The following is a 23,991-nucleotide window of genomic DNA, read 5'->3' as shown; positions in this document are numbered from 1 at the left end:
AGCGCGCCGCCGGGGCGAAGACAGGAGGCGGGCCGCGCCGTAGAGGCGGCGCGCCCGTGCCGTGCGCGGGCCTTGAACCCGTAGAGAAAGTTGTAACTCAGTCTGCTGGGTAGGGCTGGAAGCTCTGGGCGCAGGTTGGGAGTTCGGTGTTCTGCCGGTGTGCGAGGGGTAGGAAGAGCACCGGCCGGATTGTCCATGTGATGCGGGTGCCGGCCTGTGTGATGGTGAGGGTGCGGGGTTCGGAGCGTATGAGGGCCTGGACGGTGTTGGTTCGTTCTTCGTACAGCCAGGTCCACACCTGCTTCGATGCATCGGCGTCGAGCGCCGGTGAGATGGTGTGGAGGGCGATGGCTACCCATCGGCTCGCCTGGGGGGCCGAGTGGGCGTCGAAGGACGCCAGGAGTATCGGCGCCTCGGTGGTGGTGAGGTCCTGGGTCCGGCATTCGCACCAGTAGCCACGGGTGAGCCTGTTCACGGCATCGCTCCTGTCGGGTGAGCCACGAGCACGTAGCGGGTGTTCTCGTCGTGGAAGGTGAGCTGGTAGCCGGTGCCTGCGGTCAGGTAGGCGAGGGCGCGTTCGTGCTCGGCCTCGTCGCTCAACCAGCACAAGGCCGAGTGAGCGTGTGAGGCATCGAGCTGGTCCGCGACGTGCCGCGTGCGCTCCTGTAACCAGCGCAGTGCCAGGCGTGGGCTCGCGGCGTCGTGTGCTCCCAGGGGGATGGCGCGGACCTCATGCAGGGGGTAGGCGGCGGCTCTGCATCGGTAGGGGAGGAACGGGCGGCGCACGTCCGCTGCCCGATGGCGTGGGGGCCTCAGCATGGGTGCTCCTCTGGGGAGCCGACCGTGGTGAGGAGTTCCGCGGTGACCGTGTAGCCGCCGTGGTGGTCGCGGACGACGACCCGGTGGGCGAGTGCGTTGACCATGCTCAGGCCCCGGCCGTGTTCGGTCCGCTCGCCTTGTTGCCGGGCCTTCGGGACCGTACTGGCGCCGCCCTCGTCCGTCACTGACAGGGCTACCACCCGCGGGGAGACGGCGACCGCCAGGTGGAAGCTGCCGGACTGCGTGCCGCTGGCCGTGTAGAGGACGGCGTTCGCGCTCAGTTCGCTCACGATCAGCTCGGCGTCGTCGACCAGGGGAGATCCGCGCAGGATGTCCCGGGTCCAGCGGCGGGCTCGGCTGACCTCTTCGGGGAAACCTGGGCAAGACAGTCCCCAGACCCGGGCCGTACTCGTATACTCGTGCATACAAGTTCCTTCATGCTGGTAGGCCGCCATGTGCAGCGGGTTCGGGCTAGACGAGTTTCACTCCGTCGTGGGCGCGGACGGCCGGCGGGGATATCGCGTCGAGTGCGTCCAGAACGCGGATCGCGTACGCCTCGTCGGCGAGTTCGGTGACTTCCTCACGGGTGGCCCAGCGCAGCGCGCGGGTCTCCTCGCCCGTGGTGGGCGTGCCGTCGGCGGCCTCGCAGCGGAAGACCAGGGAGACGATCAGGCCCGTCATGTTCTTGTAGACGCCGGTCAGGGTCGCGGGAAGCGCGATCTTGATACCGGTCTCTTCGAGAACTTCGCGCTGGAGGGCTTCGGGAATGGTCTCCTCGCGTTCGAGGACTCCGCCCGGAGGTTCCCAGTGGCCGTTGTCGCGGCGCTTGATCAACAGGGCCCGACCTTGGTTGTCGACGATGACTCCGGCGACGCTCACGGAATGCGGACGGTCGGTACTCACGGTCCTCGGCCCTCTCGGCTGGCTAGGCTCTCCACCGTAGCAACAACACTCGCCCACTCGTCTAGGCACCTAAAGGAGTACGCGTGCCCCCTCTCTCCTCCGGCCTGCTCGGCGCCCTCGACCCCACGAGCGATCGTGCGGTCTTCCGGCAGATCGCCGACCAACTGCGCGAAGCCATCGACCGCGGCCGCTTCAAGGAGGGCGAGAAGCTGCCCTCCGAAGCCGAACTCGTGGAGCACTACGGGGTGTCCCGGATGACCGTCCGCAACTCCTTCTCCATCCTCCAAGGAGAAGGGCTCGTACACGCCGAACACGGCAAGGGCGTCTTCGTACGACCACGGCCGCCCGTGCGACGACTCGCCTCCGACCGGTTCGCCCGGCGCCACCGGGAGCAAGGCAAGTCCGCGTTCATCGTGGAAGCCGACGCAGCCGGCAGCCACCCCCAGGTCGACAGCCTGGAGGTCAAGGAGGAGAAGGCCAGCCAGGACGTCTCCACCCGGCTCGGGTCCGTGCGCCGCGTGCTCGCCCGCCGCAGGCGCTACCTGCTGGACGGCCGCCCGGTGGAGTTCGCCACCTCGTACCTGCCGCTCGACATCGCGCGCGGTACGCCGATCGCCGAACCCAACCCGGGGCCCGGCGGCATCTACGCCCGCCTTGAGGAACTGGGCCACCACCTGGACCACTTCGACGAGGAGATCCGCGCCCGCATGCCCTCGCCCACCGAGGTCAAGACACTCCACCTGGCCTCCGGCGTGCCCGTGATCCACCTGATCCGCACCGCGTACGACACGGAGGGGCGAGCCGTGGAGGTCTGCGACACGGTCATGGCGGCGGACGCCTACGTCCTGTCGTACCAGCTCCCGGCGACCTGATCGCGTGAGCAGTGGCGGTGCGCGGGGACGCTTCTCCGAACTCGTACACCCCAACAGGCATACTCGTATAGATGACCGGGTGAGTGGTATGGCGCGGCGGTCGTCGGTCTCGGAGAGCGGTGTTTCCGAGCGGCTGGTTCTCGGTTCGCCGGTCTCGCTGCCGGGACTGGTGGCCCGCCCGTAGGAGGGCGTTTTCAACGGGCAGCAGCGGCACGGCGTCGCTTTCCGCGCCGCCCGCGCCGACGAAGAGTTCGAGACGCTCGGCACCGCCGAGGGTAGACGGCTGTTCACCAACGGGTGCGGGGGAGTGGTCAATCCCTCGGTGTACCAACGCCTGGTGCGAAGCCCCTGTGCCGGTGTCCCCGCCGGCCGTGGTCGCCTCCCCGCTCGTGGCCCGACCGCATGACCGCCGGCACTCGGCGCTGTCGACCTGGCCCAACTCCCGGGTGGGCCCGGCGTGGAGGTCGCCAAGCGTGTGAGCAACAGCGTCGAGGTCCTGCTGAGCCGTTATGCCGAGGGTGTCGACGGCCGGCGGAAGGTCGCCGATCGCAAGGGCGAGGAGCTGTTGCGCGAGTACGCGTGAGGCTGGGTGACGCGCTCCTGCGACGGCTGTCGGCTCCCTACCGAGCTTTTGAGCGCGCTTCTCGGGTCTGACGGAAGTCGACGTACGACAGTGCTACGACCAGCAGCGGAACGAGGAACCACAACAGGAGGAAGCGGACCCGGCCGTCTGCCAAGGTGACGACCAGGGTCACTACGACAGTGCTGGCGACGAAGCCGAAGAACTGTCGGTAGGAGCGGAAGCCACCCGTGGGCGACGCGTTCACAGCATCGGGATCGTCCTCCTCGGCGAACGCGGCGCGCACGGGATGGCTGTCGCCCTCGCGCCGGGCCTGTTGCCACGCGAAGAACCAACGGCCGAGTACATAGAGGGCGATCACACCCAGGAAGATCCACCACTCAGTGGCATCGTCGGGTAAGGAGCGAGCCAGTGTCATGGGCACCGCGTGCCCTGATCTTGAGGGAGTAGGCGGTTCCGTATACACGCCGGGGCTGACGCCTGCTCTTGCCCCGGTGGAGTGGGCGTTCGACCAAGGCGGACGCTTCAAGAGCCTGTCCGCGCCTTGTCCACGGACCCCGGCGTACGCCCGCTCCGGGTCGCACGCGCCTGCGCATACGCGAAGACCCCGTACCGAGCGTTTCCGCTGGTGACGGGGTCTTTGGGCACCTCATGCAGGGTGCCCCCGGCAGGATTCGAACCTGCGCACACGGCTCCGGAGGCCGTTGCTCTATCCCCTGAGCTACGGGGGCGTCCGCCGTGTTTCGCGGCGACGGGTAGAACCCTACCAGCTCCTGGAGGGTGCCCGTGAACAGGTATTTCCGGGGGGCGGGGCGAAGGGTCCCCTGCGGGGGGTGGAAGTGGCGAAAACCCGGACGCGGGGGCCGGGCGGGACCTACTCTCGAGTTGTGTCAGGCGTCTCCGGGCGGGTGCTGGTTGTGGACGACAACCGGGTCATCCGGCAGCTGATCAGGGTCAACCTCGAGCTGGAGGGCTTCGAGGTGGTGACCGCGGCCGACGGTGCCGAGTGTCTGGAAGTCGTCCATCGGTTCCAACCCGATCTGGTCACCCTCGACGTGGTCATGCCGCGTCTGGACGGGCTGCGCACCGCCGCCCTGCTCCGCGCCGACGCGCGGACCCGGCACTTGCCGGTCGCGATCATCAGCGCGTGCGACGAGGGGGAGGTGGCGAGCGGGCTGGAGGCCGGGGTGGACGCCTTCCTCGCCAAGCCCTTCGAGCCGGCCGACCTCGTCCAACTGGTGCGCGGGCTCCTCCTGCCCCCGGCGGACGACCGGCGCGACACGGGCTGGGCGGGTACGGCCCAGGGATAAGGGACAGCGGGCGGATACGAGCGGGTACGCCCTGGGGCAGGGCAGGGCAGGCTCGGGGACGTGAGGGAACCGGGCGGGGGTGTTCGGGGCGGCGCTTCGGGAGTGGCATTTCGGGGCGGTACGCGGGGGCGGCGCTTCGGGAGCGGTGGCGGTGCGGCGTCTCGGGCCCGTGGCCGGGCCCCGCCCCGCCCCGCCCCGCCCCGCCCCGCCCACCGGGCGTTCCCCACCCCCGCCCCCCACCCCGCCCCACCCCACCCCGCCAGGGCCCTGCCGATGCCGGCCCCGGCGCAGCCGGGGTGCGGTTTCCGGCCGGGCGGCGGTGCCCTCCTGTCCCGTATCTGCCCGTATACCGAAACCGGTTCGCCTTCCCTCCCCCCTCCTCGCCTACGCTTGTCCCGTGACCCCCGCTGATCTCTCGCTCACCGTGTTGCGCGCCGTGCGGCGTGCCGTCGGTGACGGGGTCCTGGCCGTGCGCGAGGTGCCCCCGCGGGTCGTCGTCGAGCGGCCGCGCGCCGGGGGGTGCGGGGACTGGGCGACGAACGCCGCGCTCCAGCTCGCCGGGCCCGCCGCGCTCCCGCCCCGGCAGGTCGCCGAGGTGCTGCGTGAGCGGCTCCTGGACGCGCCCGGCATCGAGCGGGTCGACATCACCGGTCCCGGGTTCCTCAACCTCACGCTCCGCCCCGGCACCCGCGCCGAGGCCGGCCGGCTCCTCGTCCGGCGGGTCCGCGAGGAAGGGCGGCGGTACGGGTACGGGGACGCGCTCGGCCGGCTCCCCGAGCACGAGGTCCGCTTCCTGGTCCCGGACGGCGCCGACCTCCGCCTCCGGGCCCTCACGCGCGCCGTCGTCGCCCTGCTCCGCTCGCAGGGCGCCCCCGCCCGGGCGACCGGCGGCCAGGCGTCCGGCGGCCAGGCGACCAGCGCCCAGGCGACCAGCGATCAGGCGCCCGCCGGACAGGTGACCGGCGCCCAGGTGACCGGCGCCCGGGCGACCGGCGATCAGGCGACCGGCGGCCGGGCGGCCCGCCGTCTCCGTGCCGTCCCCCCGCACTACGACGTCGCCGCCGCCCTCGGGCCCGACGCCCGCCAGTGGGCGCTGCTGCGGCCCGCCGCGCACGACCGGGTCCTCGACGCCGCGCCGCTGCTCCGCCTGACCGAGGCGGACAACCCCCTCTTCACCGTCCAGTACGCGCACGCCCGCTCCCGCGCCCTCCTCCGCAACGCCGCCGACCTCGGCTTCACCGGCGCGTACGAGGAGGAGGTCGACGCCCCGGAGCTGCTCGCCGCGCTCGCCGACCACCCCGCCGTGCTCCTCGCGGCCGCCCGGCGGCACGCCCCGGACCGGCTCGCCCGGCACCTGGAGGCCACCGCGGACGCGTTCCTCGGGTTCCAGCACACCGTGCTGCCCCGCGGCGACGAGAAACCCTCGGCCGCCCACCGCTCCCGGCTCGCCCTCGCCGAAGCCGCCGGGACGGTGCTGGCCGGCGGCCTGTCCCTGCTCGGCGTCAGCGCCCCCGACCACCTGTGACAGCTGTGAGAGAGACATGAGCCGTTCCGCACACCCCGCCGGTCCCCGCCACGCCGACGTCCTCCCCGAGGGCCACTACAGCGCGCCGCCCGCCGACCTCAACCACCTCGACGGCAAGGTGTGGGCCCGCACCGTGCGGCGCGGCGACGACGGGGTCCTGACCGTGGGGGGCATCCCCGTCACGTCCCTCGCCGAGGAGTTCGGGACGCCCGCGTACATCCTCGACGAGACCGACTTCCGCGCCCGCTGCCGCGCCTGGGCCGACGCCTTCGGCAAGGACGCCGACGTGTTCTACGCCGGCAAGGCGTTCCTCTCCCGCGCCGTCGTGCGGTGGCTGCACGAGGAGGGGCTGAACCTCGACGTGTGCTCCGGCGGCGAACTCGCCACCGCGCTCTCCGCGGGCATGCCCGCCGAGCGCATCGCCTTCCACGGCAACAACAAGAGCACGGAGGAGATCCGGCGGGCCGTCGAGGCGGGGGTCGGGCGGATCGTGCTCGACTCCTTCCAGGAGATCGTGCGCGTCGCCCACGCCGCCCAGGCCCTCGGCAGGCGGCAGCGCGTGCAGATCCGCGTGACGGTCGGAGTCGAGGCGCACACCCACGAGTTCATCGCCACCGCGCACGAGGACCAGAAGTTCGGCATCGCCCTCGCCGGCGGGCAGGCCGCCGAGGCCGTGCGCCGCGCCCTCCAGCTCGACGGGCTCGAACTGGTCGGCATCCACTCCCACATCGGGTCGCAGATCTTCGACATGGCCGGCTTCGAGGTCGCCGCCCGCCGCGTCGTCTCCCTCCTCGCCGAGGTGCGCGACGAGCACGGCGTCGAGCTGCCCGAGATCGACCTCGGCGGCGGGCTCGGCATCGCGTACACGTCGGAGGACGACCCGCGCGAGCCGCACGAGATCGCCAAGGCGCTCGGCGAGATCGTCACCCGGGAGTGCGAGGCCGCCGGGCTCGCCACCCCGCGGATCTCCGTCGAGCCCGGCCGCGCCATCGCCGGCCCGGCCGCGTTCACCGTGTACGAGGTCGGCACCGTCAAGCCGCTGGAGGGGCTGCGCACGTACGTCTCCGTCGACGGCGGCATGTCGGACAACATCCGCACCGCGCTGTACGACGCCGAGTACAGCGTCGCGCTGGTCTCCCGCTCCTCCGAGGCCGAGCCGATGCTCTGCCGGGTCGTCGGCAAGCACTGCGAGAGCGGCGACATCGTCGTGCGGGACGCGTTCCTGCCCGCCGACCTCGCGCCGGGCGACCTGATCGCCGTACCCGCGACCGGCGCGTACTGCCGTTCCATGGCCAGCAACTACAACCACGCGCTCCGCCCGCCCGTCGTCGCCGTCGCCGACGGCGCGGCGCGGGTGATCGTCCGACGGGAGACGGAGGAAGATCTCCTGCGTCTCGATGTCGGTTGATGAAATAGATGTCTCAGGATCCGGACGGAGGATAGAAACTCCCGTCCGGTGGGTGAGACTGGACCACTGTAGAAATGCGCAGAAGGACAGGAAACGAGGTCGGATGATGCGTACGCGTCCGCTGAAGGTGGCGCTGCTGGGCTGTGGAGTGGTCGGCTCAGAGGTGGCGCGCATCATGACGACGCACGCCGCCGACCTCGCCGCGCGCATCGGCGCCCCGGTCGAGCTCGCCGGCGTCGCCGTCCGCCGGCCCTCCAAGGTCCGCGAGGGCATCGACCCCGAGCTGATCACCACCGACGCCACGGCCCTCGTCAAACGTGGCGACATCGACGTGGTCGTCGAGGTCATCGGAGGGGTCGAGCCCGCCCGCACGCTGATCACCACCGCCTTCGAGCACGGCGCGTCCGTCGTCTCCGCCAACAAGGCGCTCCTCGCCCAGGACGGCGCCGCGCTGCACGCCGCCGCCGAGGAGCACGGCCGGGACCTCTACTACGAGGCCGCCGTCGCGGGCGCGATCCCGCTCATCCGGCCCCTGCGCGAGTCCCTCGCCGGCGACAAGGTCAACCGCGTCCTCGGCATCGTCAACGGGACGACGAACTTCATCCTCGACAAGATGGACACGTCCGGCGCCGGCTACTCCGAGGCGCTCGACGAGGCCACCGCCCTCGGGTACGCGGAGGCCGACCCGACCGCCGACGTGGAGGGCTTCGACGCCGCCGCGAAGGCCGCCATCCTCGCCGGCATCGCCTTCCACACGCGCGTGCGCCTCGACGACGTGTACCGCGAGGGGATGACCGAGGTCACCGCCGCCGACTTCGCCTCCGCCAAACGCATGGGGTGCACCATCAAGCTGCTCGCCATCTGCGAGCGGGCCGCCGACGGCGGGTCCGTCACCGCGCGCGTGCACCCCGCGATGATCCCGCTCAGCCACCCCCTGGCCTCCGTGCGCGGCGCCTACAACGCCGTGTTCGTCGAGTCCGAGGCGGCCGGGCAGCTCATGTTCTACGGTCCGGGCGCCGGCGGTTCGCCGACCGCGTCCGCCGTACTCGGCGACCTGGTCGCCGTCTGCCGCAACCGCCTCAACGACGCGACGGGCCCCGGCGACTCCGCGTACACCCAACTGCCCGTGAGCTCCATGGGCGAGGTCGTCACGCGGTACCACATCAGTCTCGACGTGGCCGACAAGCCGGGCGTGCTCGCCCAGGTGGCGGCGGTCTTCGCCGAGCACGGCGTGTCGATCGACACCGTCCGCCAGCAGGGCAAGGACGGGGAGGCGAGCCTCGTCGTCGTCACCCACCGCGCGCCCGACGCCGCCCTCAGCGGGACGGTCGCGGCGCTGCGCAAGCTCGACACCGTGCGCGGTGTCGCCAGCATCATGCGTGTTGAAGGGGAGTAGAGGACCCATGACCAGCAAGGGCACCCACCAGTGGCGCGGCATCATCGAGGAGTACCGGGACCGCCTCCCGGTGACGGACAAGACGCCGGTCGTCACGCTCCGTGAGGGTGGTACGCCGCTCGTCCCGGCGCAGGTCCTCTCCGAGCGCACCGGGTGCGAGGTGCACCTGAAGGTCGAGGGCGCCAACCCCACCGGGTCGTTCAAGGACCGCGGCATGACCATGGCGATCACGCGGGCCAAGGAGGAGGGCGCCAAGGCGGTCATCTGCGCCTCCACCGGCAACACCTCGGCCTCCGCCGCCGCCTACGCGGTGCGCGCCGGCATGGTCTGTGCCGTCCTCGTCCCGCGGGGCAAGATCGCCCTCGGCAAGATGGGCCAGGCGCTGGTCCACGGCGCGAAGATCCTCCAGGTCGACGGCAACTTCGACGACTGCCTGACGCTGGCCCGCGCGCTCTCCGACAACTACCCGGTCGCGCTCGTCAACTCCGTCAACCCGGTGCGCATCGAGGGCCAGAAGACCGCCGCGTTCGAGATCGTCGACATGCTCGGCGACGCCCCCGACATCCACGTGCTGCCCGTCGGCAACGCCGGCAACATCACCGCGTACTGGAAGGGGTACACCGAGTACGCGGGGGACGGGGTCGCCTCGCGCACCCCGCGCATGTGGGGCTTCCAGGCGTCCGGCTCCGCGCCGATCGTGCGCGGCGAGGTCGTCAAGGACCCGTCGACCATCGCCACCGCGATCCGCATCGGCAACCCGGCCTCCTGGCAGTACGCGCTCGCCGCCCGCGACGAGTCCGGCGGCTTCATCGACGAGGTGACGGACCGTGAGATCCTGCGCGCCTACCGCCTGTTGGCCGCGCAGGAGGGCGTCTTCGTCGAGCCCGCGTCCGCCGCGTCCGTCGCCGGCCTGCTGAAGGCCGCCGAGCACGGCAAGGTGGACCCGGGCCAGACCATCGTCTGCACGGTCACCGGCAACGGCCTCAAGGACCCCGACTGGGCGGTCGCCGGGGCCCCGCAGCCCGTCACCGTCCCGGTCGACGCCGTCGCCGCGGCCGAGCGCCTCGGCCTGGCCTGATCCCTCCGGCGCCGCCCGCCCGCGGGCCCGGCCGTCCGGCCGGGCCCGCGGGACGGCACCCCCGCCGCCGAGGAGCACGGACAGGCTCGCGACACGCATCGTGCGCCTCCCGTGCGCCCTATGTCGCGGCAGAACCTTCCTTCGATAGGCTGTACCGAACCCACCCCGCCGCATATGCCGCGGGTGACGACGCCGTTGGTGACCGCCGAAACGGCCCCGGGTCCCCGTACGTTCTGATGGAAGCCCTCGCAGTCCCCCGCCCATCCCCACCCCGCAGGTCACCCCCGCAGGTCCAGATCAAGGAGAGTCAACGAGCGATGGCCGGTCCCGCGTTCCGCGCCGCCGCCGTACGGGTGCGCGTCCCCGCCACCAGCGCCAACCTCGGCCCGGGCTTCGACGCCCTCGGCCTCGCGCTGGGGCTGTACGACGACGTCGTCGTCCGGGTCGCCGACTCCGGGCTGCACGTCGACATCGCCGGGGAGGGCGCCGACACGCTCCCGCGCGACGAGAGCCACCTCCTCGTACGCTCCCTGCGCACCGCGTTCGACCTGCTCGGCGGGCAGCCCCGCGGTCTCGAGGTCGTCTGCGCCAACCGCATCCCGCACGGCCGCGGCCTCGGCTCCTCCTCCGCCGCCATCTGCGCGGGCATCGTCGCCGCCCGCGCCGTGACCATAGGCGGCGACAGCCGGCTCGACGACGCCGCGCTGCTGGAGCTCGCCACCGAGATCGAGGGCCACCCCGACAACGTCGCCGCCTGCCTGCTCGGCGGCTTCACCGTGGCGTGGACCGAGGGCGGAGCGGCCCGCGCCATCAGGATGGACCCCGAGGATTCCATCGTTCCGGTGGTTTTCGTCCCCGCGAGCCCGGTCCTCACCGAGACGGCCCGCGGCCTGCTGCCCCGCGCCGTCCCCCATGTGGACGCCGCCGCCAACGCCGGCCGCGCCGCGCTGCTCGTCGAGGCCCTGACCAGGCGCCCCGAGCTGCTGCTGGCCGCCACCGAGGACCGGCTCCACCAGGAGTACCGGGCCCCCGCGATGCCGGAGAGCATCGCCCTTGTGAACCGGCTGCGGGCGGACGGCATCCCCGCGGTCATCTCCGGCGCGGGCCCCACGGTGCTCGCGCTGGCCGAGGACGGCGCGGCGGACAAGGTCGCGCTGCTGGCGGGAGAGGGCTGGGCGGCCAACCGGCTCGCCCTCGACTCCGCCGGTGCGAGCGTGCTGCCGCTCGCGCCGTAGCCCCGCCGGGCGGGACCCGCCGCGGCGAGGATCGCCGGATACACGGATTGCCGGTGTGTGAGAGGGGGAATGTTTGTTGGAGCCGGTAGTGTTAACCTCAAGTCTGCACCCGACGTCTTTGTGGCGCGGTGCTGCGTGTCCCCAGCAGGGACCACCCTTCTTCCGGGAGCCTCCCCAACTGCCTGAGCAGCCTGCCTGAGCAGTTTCGAGCACGCTCCGGAACCGGCGCGCGTCCCCCCTCGCTTCTCCCAGGAGAGGGCCGAGCAGGGGCCTCGGGCCGGACCCACGCACGTTATTTCTTCTGCCGCCGTATCCCGGCGGAACCACCGCCCCGGCACGGTCCCCACATCAGGGCCGAGGCCGGACAGCACAACCGGTCGCCGAGCCAGAAGGCCGACGTCCGCTCCAGGGAAGGACCCTTCGTGAGCGACACCACCGATCTGATGGGCGTGACTGCCGACAAGACTGTCGACACGACCGCGCCCGCCGCAGGTGCTGCCACTGGCACCACCTCACGGCGCCGCCGCTCCGGCACCGGCCTCGAGGGCATGGTCCTGGCCGAGCTGCAGCAGGTCGCGTCCGGCCTCGGCATCAGGGGCACCGCGCGCATGCGCAAGAGCCAGCTGATCGAGGTCATCAAGGAAGCACAGGCGGGCAACGGCGCGGCCGCGCCGAAGGGCGCCGAGTCCGGTGCCGCCGAAGCCAAGCCCAAGCGCCGCACCACCTCCCGCACCCGTACGGGCGAGGAGACCGGCGGCAAGGCCGGGGACACGGCCGAGGCGGCCGGCGCCGGTTCCGCGAAGGCGGAGAAGGCCGACAAGGGCGACGCGCCCGCCCGGGGCGAGAAGGCCGTCGCCCAGCAGCAGATCGAGATCCCCGGCCAGCCGTCGCCGAAGCTCGCCACGTCGCTGGAGCAGGGCGACGAGGCCGGCGGCGAGCGCCGCCGGCGCCGCGCCACCGCACCGGCCGGCAGCCCCGCCGCCGAGGCCGAGGGCCGCGCCGAGGCCCGTACCGACGTCCGCACGGAGACCCGTCCCGAGGGCCAGGAGGCCCGTACGGCCGAGTCCGCCGCCGACACCGCCGAAGCCGGCCGCCGCGACCGCCGCGACCGCCGTGACCGCGGTGAGCGGGGCGAGCGCGGTGAGCGGGGCGACCGCCAGCGGGACCGCCGCGACCGCGGCAAGGGCGACGACCAGCAGGGCGGCGGCCAGCGCCAGCAGCGCCAGGGCGCGCCGCAGGGCCAGGCCGGACCGCAGGACGACGGCTACGACGACGAGGCGGGCGGTCGCCGCGGTCGCCGCGGACGCTACCGCGACCGCCGCGGGCGTCGTGGCCGCGAGGACTTCGCCGGTGAGCCGCAGCTCTCCGAGGACGACGTCCTGATCCCCGTCGCGGGCATCCTGGACATCCTCGACAACTACGCGTTCATCCGGACCTCGGGCTACCTGCCCGGCCCGAACGACGTGTACGTGTCGCTCGCCCAGGTCCGCAAGTACGGCCTGCGCAAGGGCGACCACCTCACGGGCGCCGTGCGCCAGCCGAAGGAGGGCGAGCGCCGCGAGAAGTTCAACGCGCTGGTCCGCCTCGACTCGGCCAACGGCATGGCCGCCGACTCCGGCCGGGGCCGTCCCGAGTTCAACAAGCTGACCCCGCTCTACCCGCAGGACCGGCTCCGCCTGGAGACCGACCCGGGCGTGCTGACCACCCGCATCATCGACCTCGTGTCGCCGATCGGCAAGGGCCAGCGCGGTCTGATCGTGGCCCCGCCGAAGACCGGCAAGACCATGATCATGCAGGCGATCGCCAACGCGATCACCCACAACAACCCCGAGTGCCACCTGATGGTCGTCCTCGTCGACGAGCGTCCGGAAGAGGTCACCGACATGCAGCGGTCGGTGAAGGGCGAGGTCATCTCCTCGACCTTCGACCGCCCCGCCGAGGACCACACCACCGTCGCCGAGCTGGCCATCGAGCGCGCCAAGCGCCTCGTGGAGCTGGGTCACGACGTGGTCGTCCTGCTCGACTCGATCACCCGTCTGGGCCGCGCGTACAACCTCGCGGCGCCCGCCTCCGGCCGCATCCTGTCCGGTGGTGTCGACTCGACCGCGCTGTACCCGCCGAAGCGCTTCTTCGGTGCCGCGCGGAACATCGAGGACGGCGGCTCGCTGACCATCCTCGCCACCGCGCTGGTCGACACCGGCTCGCGCATGGACGAGGTGATCTTCGAGGAGTTCAAGGGCACCGGCAACATGGAGCTCAAGCTCGACCGGAAGCTCGCCGACAAGCGCATCTTCCCCGCGGTGGACGTCGACGCGTCCGGCACCCGCAAGGAGGAGATCCTGCTCGGCGGCGAGGAGCTCGCCATCGTCTGGAAGCTGCGCCGGGTGCTGCACGCGCTCGACCAGCAGCAGGCGATCGAGCTGCTGCTCGACAAGATGAAGCAGACCAAGTCGAACGCCGAGTTCCTGCTCCAGATCCAGAAGACGACGCCGTCGTCCGGAAACGGCAACGACTGACGTCGTCCGCCGTAGGCACCGCCACAGAAGTCCGCCCCGTCACCCGAGTGACGGGGCGGACTTCTGCCTTGTAGTATCAGCGGACCAAGGTGGGGGGGAACACGCGTTCGCATGCCTGCCGTGTGCCGCGAGGCGCTCTTCGCGCTGCCCGCTCATGACAACGGCCTGACTCTTCTTCTCTCCCTTGTGTGTTTCTGCAGCGCGCCACGGCTTCCGATGCCGTCGCGCGTCCCATCAACAGGGGGTATGAGTGTCATCTCCTCGGCAGAGGACCCGAATCGTCCTCCCCGCGGTCCTCGCCGCGCTCGCGGTGGGGGGCGCCACACTGGCCGCGTCCCCCGCGTCCGCGACCGACGGACCGCAGCTGTCCGAAACGCGGCAGACCCCGGACGTCGCCTCGGAGGCCGAACTCTCCGCCAAGGCCCGCGCCTTCTTCGAGGCTGAGGCGAAGTCCGGCAGCGCGGACCGGCCCAACGCGATGCGGTCCGGTGACGCGGCGTCCGCGCCGAAGGCGGACCCGAAGATCATCGGCGGTGTCAACGCCCCCTTCGGGGAAGCGCCGTGGATGACGCAGCTCTACGGCACCGACCCGGTCACCGGTGAGGGATTCTTCTGCGGCGGTGCCCTCATCGCCCCGGCCAAGGTCCTCACCGCGGCGCACTGCGTCGACGGCGCCGACTGGACCGAGTACGGCCTCGTCGTCGCCGGTGCCACGACGCTGGCGGAGCTGGACGAGAAGGGCGATCTCGTCACCCACGGAGGCCAGGCGGCCCGCGTGAGCCGGCAGTGGGTCCACCCGTCGTACGACGGCGACATCCGCAACGACATCGCCGTCCTGACGCTGGACCGTCCGCTCCGGGTCAAGACCCTGCAGACGGTCACGTCATCCGACACGGCGTCGTACGCGCCGGGCACGACGGGCACCGTCTACGGCTGGGGGCGCACCAGCGGCACCCCCGGCTCGGACATCTCGCAGTACCTGAAGAAGGCCAGCGTGCCGATCCAGGGCGACGCGAAGTGCACCAGCTTCCCGGCCGGTGCCGAGTACTTCGTCGCCGGCGAGATGTTCTGCGCCGGCAAGCCCGCCGGCGGCACGGACGCGACCACGATCAGCCCGTGCAACGGCGACTCCGGCGGTCCGCTGATCGTGAACGGCCGGATCGCCGGCGTCGTCTCGTGGGGGGTGGCCGACTGCATCGAGAAGGGCGCCCACAGCGTCTTCGCGAAGGTCTCCACTTACGCGGGCAAGGTCAACCAGATCGTCGCGGACGCCAATCTCACGGACGACAACAAGGCCGACCTGTTCGCCCGTCGCAAGGACAACGCCGACGGCTTCGTCTTCCCGTCGCGCGGCACGAGCCTCGGCTCGCCCCGGTTCAGGGACAACTTCAGCGGCATCAACCTGGTGCGCCAGACCGACCTGGACCGGGACTCCACCCAGGACATCGTGTACCGCACGTCCAACGGCGACCTGCGCTGGAACCGGATCGAGTTCCGGGCGTCCGAGGGGATGTTCGAGGGGGTCGACACCCGCATCGGCACCGGCTGGAGCAAGGTGAAGTCCATCACCTTCCCGGGCGACGTCACGGGTGACGGCCTGGCCGACATGCTCACCGTGGACTACGCGGGCATCCTGTGGACCTACCCCGGCAAGGGCAACGGCACCTGGGGCACCCGCCTCAAGGGCGGCTCCGGCTGGGCGAGCTACGTGGTCGTCGGCAACGGCGACTACAGCGGCGACGGCAAGGCCGACATGCTGGTCCGCGACACCTCCGCGCGGCTGTGGATGTACCTGGGCCGCGGCGTGGCCAACGCCCCGTTCAGCAACCAGCGGGTGCAGGTCGGCACCGGCTGGAACTTCACCGCCTACGTCGCCCCCGGCGACGTGACCGGTGACGGCGCCGCCGACCTGGTCGTCCGCGACAAGGCCGGCGCGCTGCACCTCTACCCGAGCCGCAACTCGCCCACCGTGCCGTTCAAGTCGCGGTACACGATCGGCAGCGGCTGGAACTCGTACGACATCATCAGCTAGTCACCAGGCGGGGTCGTGCGGCAGCCCGCCGCGCGACGCCCGCCGCCCGACGGGTCCCGGCCCCGCGCCGGGACCCGGACGCGATCCGTACGCGTTCCGCGGAACCACCCCGTGCCCGCCGTGCCCCGCACGGCGGGCACGGGCCGTTCCCGGGACCGTGCGGAAACCCGTGCAACCCTTTCCCGCGGTCCGCCGTCTGATCGGGTACCGACGGGGGCATCCGGAGCGTACGCGGGCCGACGGGATCGAGGAGACCATGGGCGAGCAGGACAAGGGCGGCATATCCGCCGCCGGGGGCCGCGGGGGGAAGCCGGCGGCCGCCCGACGCGGCCTGGTCGCCGCCGCCTGGGCGGTGGCGGCCCTGGCCGTCCTGGCCGGGGGCGGCGCCGGGTTCGCGTACATGAGGCTCGACGCCAACATCAAGAGCGTCGACATCGACGCCCAGCTCGGCGACGACCGCCCGCGGAACGCCGACGACGGCTCCCTCGACATCCTCGTCCTGGGCTCCGACTCCCGCTCCGGCGCCAACGGAGCGTACGGCCGCGACGAGGGCGCCGCCCGCTCCGACACCGCGATGGTCGTCCACGTCCACGAGGGCCGCGAGAAGGCCAGCGTCGTGTCCGTCCCGCGCGACACGCTGATCACCCGCCCCGAGTGCGCCCGCCGCGACGGCGGCAGCGAGCCCGCCGCGTACCGGGTCATGTTCAACACCGCGTACGAGGTCGGCGGCCCCGCCTGCGCCGTGAAGACCGTCGAGCAGATGTCCGGCATCCGCATGGACCACTACATCGAGGTCGACTTCACCGGCTTCAAGGAGCTCATCGACGAGCTGGGCGGCGTCCGGATCACCACCACGCGGGCCATCGAGGACGCGAGCAGCCACCTCGACCTCGCCGCCGGCACCCACACCCTCGACGGTGAGCAGGCCCTCGGCCTCGTCCGCACCCGCAAGGGCGTCGGCGACCAGAGCGACCTGGGCCGCATCCAGCTCCAGCAGTCCTTCGTCAAGGCCCTCATCGACCAGGTCGAGCGGGTCGGCGTCCTCACCAGCCCGCAGAAGCTCTGGGGCCTCGCCGACACCGCCACCCGGGCGATCACCCCGGACTCCGGGCTGGACGGCGTCAAGGAGCTCGCCGACCTCGCCGGCGGCCTGTCCGGCCTCGGCGCCGACGACATCCACATGATCACGATGCCGGTCCGGTACGACGCGACCGACCCCAACCGCGTCGTCCCCCTCGACGTCCAGGCCCAGCAGGTGTGGCAGGCCCTGCGCCAGGACCTGCCCGTCCCGGCCTCCGCCACCCGCGGCACCGCCACCGGAAAGGCCGGCGGCGTCGTCCGCTGAGGGCGGGGGAATACCCGCGGCCCCACCCCGGTTTTGGGAGATACGGCCGGTCCTGGCAGACTGGTACGTCGGCCCCGGTTCACGCATCCGCATCCCGCGGGGGCGACCCGGAGCCCTCCCGAAACTAGGAGACACCTTGAAGCGCGACATCCACCCCGAGTACGTCGAGACCCAGGTCAGCTGCACCTGCGGCGCGTCGTTCACCACCCGTAGCACGATCGAGGGCGGCACCATCCGTGCCGAGGTCTGCTCCGAGTGCCACCCGTTCTACACGGGCAAGCAGAAGATCCTCGACACCGGTGGCCGTGTGGCCCGCTTCGAGGCCCGCTTCGGCAAGGCTGCCGGCTCCAAGAAGTAGCGAGCCGTATCGCCGGTCTCCGGCCGTCCCTCGGACGGCCGGGGCCGGCTTTTTGGTCGGGGTCCGGGTCGCCCCCGACCACGCCGTCGCCCGCAGCCCCTTTCGCACACCCACTCCAGGAGCCCCCGATGTTCGAGGCGGTCGAGGAACTGGTCGGCGAGCACGCCGACCTCGAGAAGAAGCTCGCCGACCCTTCGGTCCACGCCGACCAGGCCAACGCGCGCAAGCTCAACAAGCGCTACGCCGAGCTGACCCCGATCGTCGCCGCGTACCGCTCCTGGAAGCAGACCGGTGACGACATCGAGACCGCCCGCGAGTTCGCCGCCGACGACCCCGACTTCATCGCCGAGGTCAAGGAGCTGGAGAAGCGGCGCGAGGAGCTCACCGACAGGCTGCGGCTGCTGCTCGTCCCGCGCGACCCGAGCGACGACAAGGACGTCATCCTGGAGATCAAGGCGGGCGCGGGCGGCGACGAGTCCGCCCTCTTCGCCGGCGACCTCCTGCGGATGTACCTGCGGTACGCCGAGCGCGTCGGCTGGAAGACCGAGATCATCGACGCCACCGAGTCCGAGCTGGGCGGGTACAAGGACGTCCAGGTCGCCGTGAAGACCAAGGGCGGCAACGGCGCGACCGAGCCCGGCCAGGGCGTCTGGGCGCGGCTGAAGTACGAGGGCGGGGTGCACCGCGTGCAGCGCGTGCCCGCCACCGAGTCGCAGGGCCGCATCCACACCTCCGCCGCCGGCGTCCTCGTCACGCCCGAGGCCGAGGAGGTCGAGGTGGAGATCAACCCCAACGACCTGCGGATCGACGTCTACCGGTCCTCCGGCCCCGGCGGCCAGTCCGTCAACACCACCGACTCGGCCGTCCGCATCACGCACCTGCCGACCGGCGTCGTCGCCTCCTGCCAGAACGAGAAGAGCCAGCTCCAGAACAAGGAGCAGGCCCTGCGCATCCTCCGTTCCCGGCTGCTCGCGAAGGCCCAGGAGGAGGCCGAGCGCAACGCCGCGGACGCCCGCCGCAGCCAGGTCCGCACGGTCGACCGGTCGGAGAAGATCCGCACGTACAACTACCCCGAGAACCGCATCTCGGACCACCGCGTCGGCTTCAAGGCCTACAACCTGGACCAGGTGCTCGACGGGGACCTGGACGCCGTGATCCAGGCGTGCGTCGACGCCGACGCGGCCGCGAAGCTCTCCGCCGCGTGAGCCCGTCCCCGTAATCCCGCCCTCGTACGACCCAGCAGCCCGGAGGACCAGCGTGCAGCAGAATTTCGGGGGGAGGACCCCGAGCCCCCGCAGCCTGCTGCTGTCGGAGGTCGCCCAGGCCACCCAGCGCCTGGCCGACGCCGGTGTGCCGTCACCGCGCTTCGACGCGGAGGAGCTCGCCGCGTTCGTCCACGGCGTCAAGCGCGGCGAGCTGCACCGCGTCGAGGACGCCGACTTCGACGCCCGCTACTGGGAGGCCGTGGCGCGCCGCGAGGCCCGCGAGCCGCTCCAGCACATCACCGGCCGGGCGTTCTTCCGCTACCTGGAGCTCCAGGTGGGCCCCGGCGTCTTCGTGCCGCGCCCGGAGACGGAGTCGGTCGTCGGATGGGCCATAGACGCCGTACGGGCCATGGACGTCGTCGAGCCGCTGATCGTCGACCTGTGCTCCGGCTCCGGCGCGATCGCCCTCGCCATGGCCCAGGAGGTGCCGCGCTCCCGCGTGCACGCCGTGGAGCTGTCCGAGGACGCCCTCGTGTGGACCCGGCGCAACGCCGAGGGGTCCAGGGTCACCGTCCACCACGGCGACGCCCTGACGGCCCTCCCGGAGCTGGACGGCCAGGTCGACCTGGTCATCTCCAACCCGCCGTACATCCCGCTCACCGAGTGGGAGTACGTGGCGCCCGAGGCCCGTGACCACGATCCCGAGATGGCGCTGTTCTCCGGCGAGGACGGCCTCGACGTGATCCGCGGCATCGAGCGCACCGCGCACCGGCTGCTCCGCCCCGGCGGCCTCGTCGTCGTCGAGCACGCCGACACGCAGGGCGGCCAGGTGCCGTGGATCTTCAACGAGGAGGCCGGCTGGACGGACGCCGCCGACCACCCCGACCTGAACAACCGGCCCCGCTTCGCGTCGGCGCGCAAGGCGACGCCATGACGCCGGTGCCGGTGCCGACGACGGAACCGAAGACGTGCGGCGCCCCGCGGGGCCGCCGCGAGGCGCCCGCGACGGGTGGACCGGAGGGGCGCGGCGCCGCCGCGGGGGAGCGGACGCGCCCCCGGACCCCGTCCGGGGACGCGCGCGGGGCGCGAGGGACGGGCGACCGGGCACGGTCGGCCGTCGGCGGGGCCTTGAGCGCCCCGGAGGTGAACCGAGTGACCGAAATTTGGAGGGCCCGCTGATGGCACGGCGATACGACTGCAACGACGCGACCGACCGCTCGACGGGCCTGCGCGAGGCCGCGTCCGCCGTCCGCCGCGGCGAGCTCGTCGTGCTGCCGACGGACACTGTCTACGGCATCGGCGCGGACGCCTTCAGCCCGGAGGCCGTCGCCGACCTGCTGGAGGCCAAGGGCCGCGGCCGGAACATGCCCACGCCCGTCCTCATCGGGTCGCCGAACACCCTGCACGGCCTGGTCACGGACTTCTCCGAGCAGGCGTGGGAGCTCGTCGACGCGTTCTGGCCGGGCGCGCTCACGCTCGTCGCCAGGCACCAGCCGTCCCTCCAGTGGGACCTGGGCGACACCCGCGGCACCGTCGCGATCCGCATGCCGCTGCACCCCGTGGCGATCGAGCTGCTCACCGACGTCGGCCCGATGGCCGTGTCGTCCGCCAACCTGACGGGACACCCGGCGCCGGAGGACTGCGACGCCGCCCAGGGCATGCTCGGCGACTCCGTGTCGGTGTACCTGGACGGCGGCCCGACACCGGGCATCGTGCCGTCGTCGATCGTCGACGTCACCCGTGACGTGCCGGTGCTGCTGCGCGCGGGCGCGCTCTCTGCGGACGAGCTGCGCAAGGTCGTACCCGACCTCGAGGTGGCCAGTTGACGACCCCTGAGGGGCGTGGCATAGGCACGGCGAGCACGTTCCGCATCCTCCACGTCAGCACCGGCAACGTCTGCCGCTCGCCGATCACCGAGCGGCTGACCCGCCACGCCCTGCGCGACCGCATCGGCGACCCGGCGGGCTGCGGCCTGATCGTGGAGAGCGCCGGCACGTGGGGGCACGAGGGTGCGCCGATGGAGGCCAACGCCGAGACGGTCCTCGCGGACTTCGGCGCGGACGCGAGCGGGTTCGTCGGCCGGGAGCTGATCGACGAGCACGTCGTCCGCGCCGACCTGGTGCTCACGGCCACCCGTGACCACCGTGCCCAGGTCATCTCGATGGGCCACAGCGCGGGCCTGCGCACGTTCACCCTGAAGGAGTTCACCCGGCTCGTACGGGCGATAGACCCGACGACGCTGCCCGACCCGGAGGCCGACGGCGTGGTGGCCCGGGCACACGCGCTGGTGCAGGCGGCGGCCGCGCTGCGGGGCTGGCTGCTGGCGCCGACCGCGGAGGCGGACGAGGTGAACGACCCGTACGGCGCGCCCATCACGTTCTTCCGCTCGGTGGGCGACGAGATCAACCAGGCCCTGGAGCCGGTGGTGACCGCCCTGACGGGGGTCCCCGCACACCGCTGAGCCGCCGGACGGGCGAGCCGCGGGAGCCGGACCTACAGTGGAGGGACCGGGGGGACCCGTCCACGCCTGGAGCGCCTGGAGCCACTGATGCCGCTCACCGCTGGAGCCGAGGAGGCGCTGGACGGCGCCTACGGGCCGGACGCCGACGCGCTGCGCCGGCAGGACCCCGAGATCGCCGACGTCCTGGACGGGGAGGCGCGGCGGCAGGAGGACGGCCTCCAACTGATCGCCGCGGAGAACTTCACGTCGCCCGCCGTGCTCGCCGCGCTCGGCTCGCGCCTCGCCAACAAGTACGCCGAGGGCTATCCGGGCCGCCGCCACCACGGCGGCTGCGAGTACGCGGACGCGGCGGAGCGGCTCGCCGTGCAGCGGGCGCGCGCCCTGTTCGGCGCCGAGCACGCGAACGTGCAGGCACACTCGGGCTCCTCCGCCGTGCTGGCGGCGTACGCGGCGCTGCTGCGCCCCGGGGACACCGTCCTGGCCATGGGCCTGGCCCACGGGGGCCACCTCACGCACGGGTCGCCGGCGAACTTCTCGGGGCGCTGGTTCGACTTCGTCCCGTACGGCGTCGACGCGGAGAGCGGGCTCGTCGACCACGAGCAGGTGCGCGCCCTGGCACGCCGGCACCGGCCGAAGGCGGTCGTGTGCGGTTCGATCTCGTACCCCCGGCACCTCGACTACGCCGAGTTCCGCGACATCGCGGACGAGGTCGGGGCGGCTCTGATCGTCGACGCGGCGCACCCGATCGGCCTGGTCGCCGGGGGAGCGGCGCCGAACCCCGTCCCGTACGCGGACGTGGTCTGCGCGACGACGCACAAGGTGCTGCGGGGGCCGCGCGGCGGCATGGTGCTGTGCGGGGCGGAGCTGGCGGAGCGGATCGACCGGGCGGTGTTCCCGTTCACGCAGGGCGGCGCCCAGATGCACACCGTGGCCGCCAAGGCCGTCGCCTTCGGGGAGGCCGCGACGCCGGCGTTCCGGGAGTACGCCCACCGGGCCGTCGCCAACGCGCGCCTGCTCGCCGAGCGGCTGGCCGCGCTGGGCTTCGCGGTGACGACCGGCGGCACGGACACCCACCTCATCACCGCCGACCCGGCCCCGCTCGGCGTCGACGGCCGCGGCGCGCGCGCCCGCCTGACGGCCGCCGGACTGGTCGTGGACACCTGCGCCCTGCCGTACGGGGACGGCCGCGGCATCCGCTTCGGCACGGCCGCGGTGACCACGCAGGGCATGGGCGCCGCGGAGATGGAACGCGTCGCGCAGCTGTTCGCCGCGGCCCTCGCCGCGGACGCGGACACGGCCTCCGTACGGGCCGAGGCACGGGCGCTGGCCGGGTGTTTTCCCCCGTATCGGGGGGAGAAGCACGGTTGAGCGCAACCATGCGCCGCTCCGGTGTGTCCTCCAGGGAGGAGCGGCGCGACTAGGGTGTGGGGCTGAGATGGCCAGCGATTCCTGTGGGGCAGCCCGTGCGTGATTACCTGCTGACGCTCTGCATCACGGCCGCGGTGACCTATCTGCTCACCGGGCCGGTGCGGAAGTTCGCCATCGCGGTCGGCGCGATGCCCGAGATCCGCGCGCGCGACGTGCACCGCGAGCCGACGCCCCGGCTCGGCGGCATCGCCATGTTCTTCGGGCTCTGCGCGGGCCTGCTCGTCGCGGACCACCTGGACCGCCTCAACAGCGTCTTCGCGCTCTCCAACGAGCCCCGCGCGCTGCTCTCCGGCGCCGCCCTGATCTGGCTGATCGGCGTCCTCGACGACAAGTTCGAGATCGACGCGCTGATCAAGCTGGGCGGGCAGATGATCGCGGCGGGCGTCATGGTCATGCAGGGCCTGACGATCCTGTGGCTGCCGATCCCCGGCATCGGCACGGTCGGCCTCACCCAGTGGCAGGGCACGCTCCTGACCGTCGCGCTGGTCGTCCTCACCATCAACGCCGTGAACTTCGTCGACGGCCTCGACGGCCTCGCCGCCGGCATGGTGTGCCTCGCCGCCGCCGCGTTCTTCCTGTACGCGTACCGGATCTGGTTCGGGTACGGCATCGAGGCGGCCGCCCCGGCCACGCTGTTCGCCGCCGTGCTGATGGGCATGTGCCTGGGCTTCCTGCCGCACAACATGCACCCGGCGCGGATCTTCATGGGCGACTCGGGCTCGATGTTGATCGGCCTGGTGCTCGCAGCGTCGGCGATCTCCATCACGGGGCAGGTCGACCCGGACGCGCTGAAGATCTTCGAGGGTTCGACGCGGCGGGCGACGCACGCCGCGCTGCCGGTCTTCATCCCGCTGCTGCTGCCGCTGACGATCATCGCGATCCCCATGGCCGACCTGGTCCTGGCGATCGTGCGGCGCACCTGGAACGGCCAGTCGCCGTTCGCCGCCGACCGCGGCCACCTGCACCACCGGCTGCTGGAGATCGGCCACTCGCACAGCCGTGCCGTGCTGATCATGTACTTCTGGTCGGCGCTGATCGCGTTCGGCACGCTGACCTACTCGGTCCACTCCGCGTCCATGTGGATCATGCTGCCGATCGTGGCGCTGAGCGCGGTGGGGCTGGTGCTGCTGCTCCTGCCCCGGTTCCGGCCGCGCGCGCCGCGCTGGGCGGAGTCGTTCGTACCGCCCCGGTACCGGCGCCGGAAGGTCGCCCCGCAGGCCGCTGAGGAGGCCCTGACGGCCGTCGGCGCCGGTGCCGGGACGGACGCGGGGCCGGCGGCGGAGGGCGGTGACGCGGGGGAGTGGCCGCGCGTCCCGGCGGGGGTCAACGGCGCGACAGCGATCGGCGCCCGTTCTCACCTCCCCGAACGACGGAAGGCCGGAACGCCGAATTGACGAGGGGCGCAACCGGGGGCACTACCAGACAAAGCAGCCCTTTGTCGTGCACACACGCGCGAGGTCACTCTCATGTGTGAGAGTCGGCACACCATCGGGTAAAGACCTCTTCAAATAGTTTGTGAT

At 72.3% G+C, this 23,991-nt stretch carries 22 protein-coding genes and 1 tRNA gene; 17 read left to right on the top strand and 6 right to left on the bottom strand.

What is annotated here, in order from left to right:
* Window positions 1–97 precede the first annotated feature (97 nt).
* From RND61_RS00875 to RND61_RS00860, 4 genes are all read right to left on the bottom strand, one after another.
* Complete coding sequence (locus RND61_RS00875; RefSeq protein WP_315875640.1) at window positions 98–475, bottom strand: hypothetical protein; 378 nt, start codon at window positions 473–475, stop codon at window positions 98–100.
* Window positions 472–600 carry a hypothetical protein gene (locus RND61_RS00870; RefSeq protein ID WP_315875639.1) on the bottom strand — a complete coding sequence of 43 codons (129 nt, stop codon included), beginning with the start codon at window positions 598–600 and terminating at the stop codon, window positions 472–474. Before RND61_RS00870 ends, RND61_RS00875 begins: the two co-directional genes overlap by 4 nt.
* A gap of 212 nt (window positions 601–812) precedes the next feature.
* On the bottom strand, window positions 813–1,244 hold the full coding sequence (locus RND61_RS00865; protein ID WP_315875638.1) for an ATP-binding protein: 432 nt from the start codon (window positions 1,242–1,244) through the stop codon (window positions 813–815).
* 46 nt (window positions 1,245–1,290) lie between these two features.
* Window positions 1,291–1,698 carry an NUDIX hydrolase gene (locus RND61_RS00860; protein WP_315875637.1) on the bottom strand — a complete coding sequence of 136 codons (408 nt, stop codon included), beginning with the start codon at window positions 1,696–1,698 and terminating at the stop codon, window positions 1,291–1,293.
* A 107-nt stretch (window positions 1,699–1,805) separates the two neighbouring features.
* Between RND61_RS00860 and RND61_RS00855 the strand changes: the two genes are divergently transcribed.
* Window positions 1,806–2,594, top strand: a complete 789-nt coding sequence (locus tag RND61_RS00855; RefSeq protein ID WP_315875636.1) for a GntR family transcriptional regulator — start codon at window positions 1,806–1,808, stop codon at window positions 2,592–2,594.
* A gap of 620 nt (window positions 2,595–3,214) precedes the next feature.
* Here RND61_RS00855 and RND61_RS00850 read toward each other — a convergent pair.
* On the bottom strand, window positions 3,215–3,535 hold the full coding sequence (locus tag RND61_RS00850) for a hypothetical protein (RefSeq protein ID WP_315875635.1): 321 nt from the start codon (window positions 3,533–3,535) through the stop codon (window positions 3,215–3,217).
* Window positions 3,536–3,833: 298 nt separating this feature from the next.
* A tRNA-Arg gene (locus RND61_RS00845) sits at window positions 3,834–3,905 on the bottom strand.
* Between the two features lie 102 nt (window positions 3,906–4,007).
* Between RND61_RS00845 and RND61_RS00840 the strand changes: the two genes are divergently transcribed.
* The 16 genes from RND61_RS00840 to RND61_RS00765 all read left to right on the top strand — a co-directional run bounded on the left by RND61_RS00840 (window position 4,008) and on the right by RND61_RS00765 (window position 23,865).
* Window positions 4,008–4,484: a response regulator gene (locus RND61_RS00840; protein ID WP_315875634.1), complete on the top strand. Its 477-nt coding sequence runs from the start codon at window positions 4,008–4,010 to the stop codon at window positions 4,482–4,484.
* Between the two features lie 397 nt (window positions 4,485–4,881).
* Window positions 4,882–6,009, top strand: a complete 1,128-nt coding sequence (gene nrtL / locus RND61_RS00835) for an ArgS-related anticodon-binding protein NrtL (RefSeq protein ID WP_315875633.1) — start codon at window positions 4,882–4,884, stop codon at window positions 6,007–6,009.
* Between the two features lie 16 nt (window positions 6,010–6,025).
* On the top strand, window positions 6,026–7,417 hold the full coding sequence (lysA, locus tag RND61_RS00830; RefSeq protein ID WP_315875632.1) for a diaminopimelate decarboxylase: 1,392 nt from the start codon (window positions 6,026–6,028) through the stop codon (window positions 7,415–7,417).
* A 103-nt stretch (window positions 7,418–7,520) separates the two neighbouring features.
* Window positions 7,521–8,813 carry a homoserine dehydrogenase gene (locus RND61_RS00825; protein ID WP_315875631.1) on the top strand — a complete coding sequence of 431 codons (1,293 nt, stop codon included), beginning with the start codon at window positions 7,521–7,523 and terminating at the stop codon, window positions 8,811–8,813.
* A gap of 7 nt (window positions 8,814–8,820) precedes the next feature.
* Window positions 8,821–9,891 carry a threonine synthase gene (thrC, locus tag RND61_RS00820; protein ID WP_315875630.1) on the top strand — a complete coding sequence of 357 codons (1,071 nt, stop codon included), beginning with the start codon at window positions 8,821–8,823 and terminating at the stop codon, window positions 9,889–9,891.
* 317 nt (window positions 9,892–10,208) lie between these two features.
* Complete coding sequence (gene thrB / locus RND61_RS00815; protein WP_315875629.1) at window positions 10,209–11,126, top strand: homoserine kinase; 918 nt, start codon at window positions 10,209–10,211, stop codon at window positions 11,124–11,126.
* 422 nt (window positions 11,127–11,548) lie between these two features.
* Window positions 11,549–13,642, top strand: a complete 2,094-nt coding sequence (rho, locus tag RND61_RS00810) for a transcription termination factor Rho (RefSeq protein ID WP_315875628.1) — start codon at window positions 11,549–11,551, stop codon at window positions 13,640–13,642.
* 250 nt (window positions 13,643–13,892) lie between these two features.
* Window positions 13,893–15,674 carry a trypsin-like serine protease gene (locus RND61_RS00805; RefSeq protein WP_315875627.1) on the top strand — a complete coding sequence of 594 codons (1,782 nt, stop codon included), beginning with the start codon at window positions 13,893–13,895 and terminating at the stop codon, window positions 15,672–15,674.
* A gap of 256 nt (window positions 15,675–15,930) precedes the next feature.
* Complete coding sequence (locus RND61_RS00800; protein ID WP_315875626.1) at window positions 15,931–17,019, top strand: LCP family protein; 1,089 nt, start codon at window positions 15,931–15,933, stop codon at window positions 17,017–17,019.
* Window positions 17,020–17,155: 136 nt separating this feature from the next.
* Window positions 17,156–17,377, top strand: a complete 222-nt coding sequence (gene rpmE / locus RND61_RS00795; RefSeq protein WP_023586542.1) for a 50S ribosomal protein L31 — start codon at window positions 17,156–17,158, stop codon at window positions 17,375–17,377.
* Window positions 17,378–17,505: 128 nt separating this feature from the next.
* Complete coding sequence (prfA, locus tag RND61_RS00790; protein WP_315875625.1) at window positions 17,506–18,582, top strand: peptide chain release factor 1; 1,077 nt, start codon at window positions 17,506–17,508, stop codon at window positions 18,580–18,582.
* A 52-nt stretch (window positions 18,583–18,634) separates the two neighbouring features.
* Window positions 18,635–19,516, top strand: a complete 882-nt coding sequence (prmC, locus tag RND61_RS00785) for a peptide chain release factor N(5)-glutamine methyltransferase (protein ID WP_315875624.1) — start codon at window positions 18,635–18,637, stop codon at window positions 19,514–19,516.
* A 244-nt stretch (window positions 19,517–19,760) separates the two neighbouring features.
* Window positions 19,761–20,408 (top strand): L-threonylcarbamoyladenylate synthase, encoded by a 648-nt coding sequence (locus RND61_RS00780; RefSeq protein ID WP_315875623.1) that lies wholly within the window; start codon window positions 19,761–19,763, stop codon window positions 20,406–20,408.
* Entirely contained in the window at window positions 20,405–21,043 is a 639-nt protein-coding gene (locus tag RND61_RS00775) for an arsenate reductase/protein-tyrosine-phosphatase family protein (protein WP_315875622.1), read from the top strand. The genes RND61_RS00780 and RND61_RS00775 overlap by 4 nt, the downstream gene beginning before the upstream one ends.
* A gap of 87 nt (window positions 21,044–21,130) precedes the next feature.
* A complete protein-coding gene (locus tag RND61_RS00770) occupies window positions 21,131–22,411 on the top strand; it encodes a serine hydroxymethyltransferase (RefSeq protein ID WP_315875621.1) in 1,281 nt (426 codons plus the stop codon).
* Window positions 22,412–22,506: 95 nt separating this feature from the next.
* Window positions 22,507–23,865, top strand: a complete 1,359-nt coding sequence (locus RND61_RS00765; protein ID WP_315875620.1) for an MraY family glycosyltransferase — start codon at window positions 22,507–22,509, stop codon at window positions 23,863–23,865.
* Window positions 23,866–23,991 lie beyond the last annotated feature (126 nt).

It is taken from the genome of Streptomyces tamarix, assembly GCF_032423885.1.
In the GTDB taxonomy this organism is placed as follows: Bacteria; Actinomycetota; Actinomycetes; order Streptomycetales; family Streptomycetaceae; genus Streptomyces; species Streptomyces tamarix.
This window is presented reverse-complemented; position numbering and strand designations above follow the sequence as displayed.